Here is a 5,835-nt window from a genome sequence, read left to right as displayed (position 1 = left end):
AAATAAAATAGGCTTAAGCATACATTTTGCATATTCTGCCCCCCCCCCCACTATTTTATTAAAAGAAATCATACAAAGCCCAAGCTTGTAAGCCAAGTGGTTTTGGATTCTCTCTTTGGCGGAATAGGGATTCATTTTGTCTCCTTTGGCTTGTTTTGTGGATTTTGGGATTCTATCTCTCTTAAGAATGCGTGGAGTTTGTTGTATTCTTTACGTTCTAGGAATCTTACCTTTTGGCTTGGGAGATTGTTTAAATGCACGAATCCATACGCAATGCGTTTCAAGTCCAATACTTCTAACCCAAAATGTGCAAAAAATCGGCGCAATTCTCGGTTTTTGCCCTCTGTGATTGCAACTTTGATTTTGGAATATTTTGGAGTATTTTTGATACAAGTATAGCCTACAAAGGGTGCGAAATCCATTCGCGTTATCTTGCTTTTACTATGCGCACCCGCGCTTGCGTCCTCTAGGCTTAATCCGGATTCCATTGCGTCAAACACATTTTCTTGAATCTTGCCTGATAATTTGAGCAGATACACGCGCTCTAAGTTGCTTTCCATAAGGGCGCGCGCAACTTTGATATTATCGCTAAGCAAAAGCAATCCCTCGCTTGCGAAGTCTAGTCGCCCTACAGGCGTAAAATGCGCGAATCGTTTGGGCAAGGAATCAAAAATGACGCGTCGTCCCCTATCGTCCTTTTTGCTTACAAGCTCGCCTTTTGGCTTGTGATAAACAATTATCGTGTATTCCTCTTTTGTTTTTAGTAGTTTGTCGTTGAGATAGACTTTTTCTCCCTCTTGCACTTGGTAAGCAAAATCTGTGATGACTTTGTGCTTTATGCTGACTTTGCCTTCAAGAATCAGTTTGTCTGCCTCGCGTCTTGAATATTTGGAATGGTGTGCAATGTATTGATTGAGCCGCATTTTATTTCTTAAATTTAAAATTTTTTTCTTTCAGAAAAGATTTGAGATTTTTTTTGTGTTTGCCTTGCAAAATAAGAAAGATTCCACTTTCTTTTTCCTCTAGCTTTCCACCGCTTGCAAAATGTTTTTTTGCCTCTTTTAGAATCTTTTGCATTTCCTCTTTGCTTTCATAAAAGATTCCACAACGCGTAATGTCTTTGCCGCTGGCTTTTTCTTCATTAATGCCTAAAAAGTAGGAGTCCTTTTCTTTTAGGGCAGGGCTACTTTTACAAACACACGCACTTTTTAGCTCCCCGCATTTTTTGCATAAAGTATCCAATGTATCTTGGAATTTTGCTTCTAAGGTAAAGTTTAGTTTTGCCATTGGAGCTGTTTAAATTCCTCTTTGATTTCACTATGCACGCATAATGCGCTAATCATTTCTAGCTCTTGTGTTTGGGTTCTAAATAGAATCCTAAGTTCGCGTTTGCCTTGATGACGCAACGCAGCTTCTTTTAAAAGTCGCAAGATGTTAGTGTCTGTATGGAAGTCTAGCACAAGCGTCAAAGGCTCGCTAGTATCTGCCTTTTGAATCGTAAAATCTACCTTTTCCTTTTTTGCTTCCTCTAGGGTTAAAACCTTTTCTGCCTTTAGCTTTTTGGTTTCATCTTGTTCTTGCACAAGGCATTTGACTGCAATGGGTTTTTCTTTGTCCTCTATGCCCTCTAGCTGTTTTAAGGTTTGTTCAAAAATCGTTAGTTCCACGCTGCCATACAAATCTTGAAGTTTTAAGATTCCATAAGGTTTGCCATTTTTTGAGAATTTTTTGATAATATCCTCAATCTTGCCTGCAATCAAAATGCGGCTATTTTCGGCAATGTCTTTGATTTGATTCGTGGAAGTGCATTGCATAGATTTAAAGATTTCTTTGTAAGAATCTAGCGGGTGTCCAGACGCATAGAATCCCAAACTTTCTTTTTCAAATTCCAAAATTTCTTTTTGGCTAAATTCTTCATAATGTTCCAAGTTGAGATTCACGCCTACTAATTCCTCATCATTACCAAAGAGTGAATTTTCCGCTTCTCTTTTGGCATTTTGTGCTGCTTTTGCGGCTTCGGTTAGGGATTCTACTTGTTCTAATAAGGATTTGCGCGTGTGGTTGAAATCGTCCATTGCACCGCTTTTGATGAAAGATTCTAATGCCTTTTTATTGACTTTTTGTGGGTCAATGCGCCCCAAGAAATCCTCTAAATCTTTAAATTCTCCATTATTTTTGCGTTCGTCTAAAATAATGTTGATTGCAACTTCTCCTGCTCCTTTGATTGCGCCAAGTCCAAACAAAATGCAACTTTCTCCATTGACTTCTGCGACACTAAATTCTAATTCTGATTTTTGGAGATTGGGTGGAAGCACCTTAATCCCCATTTGATTTGCTTCTTCAATGTATTCTACGATTTTGTCTGTATCGTTTTTTTCTGAAGTGAGGAGGGCTGCCATAAACTCTTTAGGATAATAAGTTTTTAAATAGGCAGTTTCAAAGGTTACCATAGCATAAGCGGCAGAATGGGATTTGTTGAATCCATAACCTGCAAATTTAACAATGAGCTCCCATAATTCCTCTGCTTTGGCTCTATCAAATCCCTGCGCAACCGCACCTTCGGCGAATTTGCTTTTGTTGTCTGCCATAATTTTTGCGTCTTTTTTCCCCATTGCACGGCGAATCAAATCCGCCCCTCCCAAACTAAATCCTCCGATTTTTTGCACGATTTGCATTACTTGTTCTTGATAGACAATCGTTCCATAAGTAGGACGCAAAATAGGCTCTAGTTCTGGAAACATATAAACAATAGGCGCTTTGCCGTGTTTTCTATCAATAAAATCGCTCACCATTCCTGATTCTAGCGGACCGGGACGCCCTAGTGCAATGATAGCAATGATGTCTTCAAAGGTGCTTGGACGCATACGTTTGTTAATCCCTTGAAACATACTAGATTCTATCTGAAAGACGCCGAGCGTGTTACCACTTTGCAAAGTTTCATAAACTTTTTTGTCATCTACATCTACACTTAGGAAATCTATGTCTTTATTATATCGCTGTTTGATGAGCTTTAAGGCGTTGTCAATCAAAGTCAGCGTCTTTAAGCCCAAAAAGTCAAATTTAATCAAATCCACATCTTCAAGGAATTTCATAGAATATTGTGTAACAACGATTCCATCGCGCAAAGAGCGGTAAAGTGGGGCTTTGTGCCATAGTTCTTGTTCGGAGTCAATCACGATAGCAGCTGCGTGCGTGCCGGGATTCCGCTTTGTGCCCTCTAAAATGATTGCAAAATCCCACACTTTTTTTGCAAGCGGGCTACTTGCAAGGAGTTCTGCAATTTTTGGTTCTTTGTTGTAGGCTTCCTCTAGGGTGATTTCCAATTCTTTTGGAATCAGTTTTGCAAAGGCGTCCGCGTCTCCATAAGGCATTCCCATAACGCGCGCAACATCACGAATCACCGCTTTAGCTTTCATCATACCAAAAGTAACGACTTGCGCGACATTGTGTTGTCCATATTTTTCGGTAACATAATTAATAATTTCCTCGCGCCTGCTTTGGCAGAAATCCATATCAATATCGGGCATACTTACGCGTTCGGGATTCAAGAATCGCTCAAAGAGTAAATCGTATTTCATCGGGTCAATATTGGTAATCTCTAAGCAAAACGCAACCAAGCTTCCTGCGGCACTTCCACGACCGGGACCTACTGGGATTCCGCGTTCCTTTGCTGCGCGCACGAAATCCCAAACAATCAGCATATAACCGGGAAATTTCATTTTATTGATGATTTCAATCTCGCGTTCAAGCCTTTCTCTATACTCTTGATGTCGGCTAGATTCCACATTTAAAAGTCGTTTTTCTAAGCCTTGACGACATTTATAAGCAAAATATTCACTATCTTTTGTGAAATCCAATCCTTCTGCTTGTGCGTATTCTTGAGTAAATTTAAAGCTAGGAGGCGTGGGGTCGCCTAAATGCAGCTCTAAATCACATTTATTTGCAATTTCTTGCGTATTTTCAAGAGCCTCTGGTAAATCTGCATAAAGTTCTGCCATTTGCACAGGCGTTTTGATATAAAACTCCTGCACGGTATGGTGCATACGATTAGGGTCATTAAAATCCTTGCCAAAACCGATACAAAAGGCTACTTCTTGTGCGGTGGAATCGCTTTGGTAAGTATAATGCGTATCGTTGGTTGCAATGATTTTGATTCCTGTTTCTTGGGATAGTTTTAAAAGTTGATTGTCAATGAGTTGCTGCTCTTGGATTCCGTGTCGCATAAGCTCCAAATAAAAATCTTCCCCAAAAATTTCTTTGTATTCTAGCGCGACTTCTTTTGCGCGCTCATAGCCTTTTCTCCCTTTGTTGTCATCTTTTTTGAGGTTTAAATGCCACTGCACTTCGCCATTGAGACACGCACTACTGCAAATGAGACCCGCGCTGTGTTCTGCTAGCATTTTTTTGCTAATACGCGGTTTCATATGGAATCCATACAAGCAAGCTTGTGAGCTTAGATACATTAGATTCTTATAGCCCTCTAGATTTTTAGCATAAAGGCAGAGGTGGAATCGCTGATTATTTTTGTCGCTAATATCCTCTGCATTGTGCAAATAAGCTTCCATTCCTAGAATCGGCTTAATACCCTCTGCTTTCATTGCTTTATAAAATTCAATCGCACCAAACATATTGCCGTGGTCTGTGATTGCCACGCTTTCCATTCCATATTCTTTAATTTTTTTTGCTAAAGTTTTGATTTTATTTAGCCCATCAAGCAAGGAATATTCTGTATGCAGATGTAAATGCGTAAATTTTGGCGTTTGACTCATTGTAAGCCTTAAATTTTTGGTATAAATTAAAATTGCGATTCTAACTTATCCTTGCTAATAAAGTAATTAACTTGAAGAATTAGGTTGCGAAAAATTGAAGTTTAAGAATCTCGTAAGAATCTTAAAGTTGGATTCTTACGAAAAAAGAGTTTTATTTGGTAAAAAGTACGGATTCTATTTGATTTTCACCATAAATTGGAGCAAGTGTTTTGTTGTAAGCTTCTTTCATAAAGCCATTTTCGTTGAGTGTTTTTATCTCTGAATTTAGCCATTCTAGTAACTCCTTATCCCCCTTTTTTACCGCCGGTGCGATAACATCTTCATCGCCTAGTTTTCCGATTCCGACTTTAAATTCTGGATTTTCTTTTGCCCAAGCGAAAACTAATAGATTATCGTGTGCTAAGGCTACGCCTCTCCCGTCTTTAAGAGCCAAGAAAGCTTCTGTGTTTTGGTCGTATTTTAAAAGCTCAATCTCTGGGTGATTTTTAGTAAAGTAAAAGTCCGCAGTTGTGCCTTTGTTGATAATGAGTTTTTTACCTTTTAAGTCCTCTATACTCTGGATTACGCCGTCTTTGGAAACAACTCCAAGTGCAACTTTCATATAGGGAGTAGCAAAATCCACCACTTCTGCGCGTTCTTTAGTTTGTGTAAAGTTTGCCATTATCACATCTACCTTGCCGCTTTTTAGAAATTCTACGCGACTTGCTGCTTCAACCAATTCAAATTTTACTTTGTTGGCATCTCCTAAGAGGTCTTTGGCGATTTGTCTTGAGATTGCAACATCAAATCCGTCATTCTCGCCCTTATCATTCACAAAACCAAAAGGTGGTTTGTCGCTGAAAACTCCAATGGTAATGATTCCTTTTTGTTTAATGGATTCCAAACCATTGCTCGCTTTTTCTGTGCTTGTGCTATTTCCGCAGCCTACAAGCAATGCTCCAAAAGCGAAAGTCAAAAATAGTTTTGAAAACTTGTTCATTGATTTTCCTTGAAAATTATTTTGCAAAAATGCGTGTAATTTTAACAATAAAATCTTAAAAATCGTAACCATATTTTAAATTTAATC

4 protein-coding genes are annotated in these 5,835 nt (G+C 38.9%); all 4 read right to left on the bottom strand.

What is annotated here, in order from left to right:
• Positions 1 to 131: 131 nt before the first annotated feature.
• The 4 genes from K2N75_RS06225 to K2N75_RS06210 all read right to left on the bottom strand — a co-directional run bounded on the left by K2N75_RS06225 (position 132) and on the right by K2N75_RS06210 (position 5,748).
• Positions 132 to 923 carry a pseudouridine synthase gene (locus K2N75_RS06225; protein ID WP_297681631.1) on the bottom strand — a complete coding sequence of 264 codons (792 nt, stop codon included), beginning with the start codon at positions 921 to 923 and terminating at the stop codon, positions 132 to 134.
• 1 nt (position 924) lies between these two features.
• The gene (locus tag K2N75_RS06220; RefSeq protein ID WP_297681633.1) at positions 925 to 1,287 is read right to left on the bottom strand and encodes a translation initiation factor; all 363 of its coding nucleotides are present in this window, start codon (positions 1,285 to 1,287) and stop codon (positions 925 to 927) included.
• Complete coding sequence (gene dnaE / locus K2N75_RS06215; protein ID WP_297681635.1) at positions 1,275 to 4,769, bottom strand: DNA polymerase III subunit alpha; 3,495 nt, start codon at positions 4,767 to 4,769, stop codon at positions 1,275 to 1,277. The genes K2N75_RS06220 and dnaE overlap by 13 nt, the downstream gene beginning before the upstream one ends.
• A 151-nt stretch (positions 4,770 to 4,920) precedes the next feature.
• Positions 4,921 to 5,748: a cysteine ABC transporter substrate-binding protein gene (locus K2N75_RS06210; protein WP_297681637.1), complete on the bottom strand. Its 828-nt coding sequence runs from the start codon at positions 5,746 to 5,748 to the stop codon at positions 4,921 to 4,923.
• Positions 5,749 to 5,835 lie beyond the last annotated feature (87 nt).

It is taken from the genome of Helicobacter sp., from assembly GCF_029067145.1.
In the GTDB taxonomy this organism is placed as follows: domain Bacteria; phylum Campylobacterota; class Campylobacteria; order Campylobacterales; family Helicobacteraceae; genus Helicobacter_D.
Note: the sequence above shows the minus strand (reverse complement) of the source record. Positions and strands in the feature narration are given on the sequence as shown.

What these genes read in the sequence shown, in the direction of transcription:
- K2N75_RS06220 (WP_297681633.1), bottom strand. Translation starts at nt 1,287, where the DNA reads ATGGCAAAACTAAACTTTACCTTAGAAGCAAAATTCCAAGATACATTG.
- dnaE (WP_297681635.1), bottom strand. Translation starts at nt 4,769, where the DNA reads ATGAGTCAAACGCCAAAATTTACGCATTTACATCTGCATACAGAATAT.
- K2N75_RS06225 (WP_297681631.1), bottom strand. Translation starts at nt 923, where the DNA reads ATGCGGCTCAATCAATACATTGCACACCATTCCAAATATTCAAGACGC.
- K2N75_RS06210 (WP_297681637.1), bottom strand. Translation starts at nt 5,748, where the DNA reads ATGAACAAGTTTTCAAAACTATTTTTGACTTTCGCTTTTGGAGCATTG.